General features: G+C 31.9%; 3 protein-coding genes. 2 read left to right on the top strand and 1 reads right to left on the bottom strand.

Features of this window, described 5'->3' with window-relative positions:
* The first annotated feature begins 306 nt into the window (after positions 1 to 306).
* Complete coding sequence (locus AB1349_13820; protein MEW6558404.1) at positions 307 to 1,008, top strand: hypothetical protein; 702 nt, start codon at positions 307 to 309, stop codon at positions 1,006 to 1,008.
* A gap of 42 nt (positions 1,009 to 1,050) precedes the next feature.
* Positions 1,051 to 1,437, top strand: a complete 387-nt coding sequence (locus AB1349_13815) for a hypothetical protein (GenBank protein ID MEW6558403.1) — start codon at positions 1,051 to 1,053, stop codon at positions 1,435 to 1,437.
* 549 nt (positions 1,438 to 1,986) lie between these two features.
* Here the strand turns inward: AB1349_13815 and AB1349_13810 are convergent.
* On the bottom strand, positions 1,987 to 2,157 hold the full coding sequence (locus tag AB1349_13810; protein ID MEW6558402.1) for a hypothetical protein: 171 nt from the start codon (positions 2,155 to 2,157) through the stop codon (positions 1,987 to 1,989).
* Positions 2,158 to 2,275 lie beyond the last annotated feature (118 nt).

Genomic DNA, 2,275 nt, shown 5'->3' with positions numbered 1-2,275 from the left:
GTTAACGAAATTGAATAAAAAGTAAAAAGAAAAATAAAGATATCAACAAAACAACAAGAAAGTTGCAAAAAGTTGTAGGCCGTCGCTACAAGATATTAACAAAAAAATATTTTTTCAGTAGACTCTACTTATTGCGTTTGTACTAAAACCATGAGGTATAACAAGATTATTGTAAGAAATTGTCACTTTAATAATAACACTGTTTGCTGTAACTTTCAGTAAAAATTTTTATTCTAGTTGAAAATTAAAATGAGATTGAGAAGATTACCAGTTATTATAGTAAATAGTAGCTTGTTGTTTCTATTTTTGAGACCTGATGTTTTTGGAAGTGAGGAAAGAAAAAAGACAGATATAGGTGAATCTTATTTTGCTATAGTGGAGAAAAAAACAGGACAGGTGAAAAAAATGTCTTTTAATACTAAAATATGGGAATTAGTTGAGAAAGGAGATATATTAAAAGAAGGTGATGCTATAAGGACCATGGACAAATCTTCTGCTGTAATTAGATTTCATAATGATAGAAGATTTAATATACCAGAGAATAGTCTAGTCGTTTTAACGATTGAGAATATTAAAATTAATGGCCTGAAACATCGAAATTTGTATAGACACATTTATCGTGGAGTAGTTGATGTTACAAAAATTAAAACATATTGTGAGTTTTTAATACCACTTCAAAAACTTAAAAAGATTAAACAGATAAAAAATTTAAAATGGGAAAAAGTTAACGAAGGAGAAAAAATTAATAATTGGACAATGATAAAAACCGAGCAAGATTCTGAAGCAATAATACTATATAAAAAAACAAACAAGGAAAAAAAAGAGTTAAAAATTCCGCCAGGACAAGTTTTCTTATATATAGGAAGTGATGACATATTATCATCAGAAATAAGGCAGGATCTATTTGAAGAATATTTTGAGGAATTTTTTGGAAAAAGAAAAACAGAAGAAGCGTTAATTAAAAAAATAAAAGGTAACGTTTTATTTGTAGAGAAAAAGAAAAGATAAAGAATATTCAATGGGAAAAATACCTTAAAAATCAGCACAAAAATGAGTAGATATAAGAAAGTATATTTAATTTTATTAATATTCATATTCGTTTTATGTTTTTTGAAATTATCAACTATTGAAAAAACAACATTCTCGTCAAAAAGAATATATGACAGGAATGGAATCTTATTACGAGAGATCTATTCATCAGAATATGGAACAGCTTACCCAATCAAACTTGGAAACCTGCCAGAACATTTTATTGATACTGTAATAATTACTGAAGATAATAATTTTTCGTATAATTCCTTTACCTGTTTCCTTCCCATTCCTTCCCTGAAAACAAAAATATTTTTAACCAAACCATTTAATCGTTTTTCAAAGTATTCCAGCTGTTCTGTCCGCTCTGTAAGCAATAATGGAGAATTCCCATGCTGTTTGGCCTGATGGCCATTAGTGTCCGTTAAATTTTACGACGCTATCAGTGGCCTTTCAGGAAATATGGGGTACTTGAGACGATGTCATTCCCCGCCCTCGTTTTCACGAGGCCTTCTTTGGAATTTTTTTGAAAAATTTCTGAAATTTATTATAATTTCAGACGAAAGGTTCTCAAAAGCCCTCACCCCCCGCCTATCCGCCTTAGGCGGACAGTGGCACCACCAAAAAGACAAGTTCTCATTTTTATACTAAATCTTTTTAAGGAGGCGCCACTATGTCTTATTCCCAAATTCAAAATTCTGTTGCTCGTTCTTTTTATTTCGTTGTTACCTGTTTCTTTAAATTCCTCTTATTTGTTGATGTCCCTTTTGTAAAAAAATATTCTTACAAAACACCTCACGCAAAACCAGAACCGGACTTGCCACCACCAATCCTTAAAAAATCAAAAAACAAATTACTCTGGTCACAAATTATTGCTCTTAGAGAGAAAAATGGTATTAAAGTCAAACCCATAAATCATCGTGTCAAAGTGTTAAATTCTTATCACTGCCCTGACTCTTATGCATCATCTTGCTGTTGTCCCGACTTATTTTTCCGTCTATGTTCAGAATTTGACATTTGCAAAAATATATTATGCAAAACAGAGGTATTTTGATGTTTAACCAATTCAACCTTACTGGAATGATGAGGAGTTTTGTTTTGAAAACTGCTGATATATTTAATTGTCATACTCATCACCTCCATTTACGCTCACTCACCACCAGTCGCCCCGCCAATTTCATCGGCGGGTCTTTGTGGTGGTATGTTCGCTTCGGCGTCGCTATCGCTTCGCCGTATGGCTCGTCTA

The sequence above is a fragment of the Elusimicrobiota bacterium genome (assembly GCA_040757695.1).
Classification (GTDB): Bacteria; Elusimicrobiota; UBA8919; order UBA8919; family UBA8919; genus JBFLWK01.
Note: the sequence above shows the minus strand (reverse complement) of the source record. Positions and strands in the feature narration are given on the sequence as shown.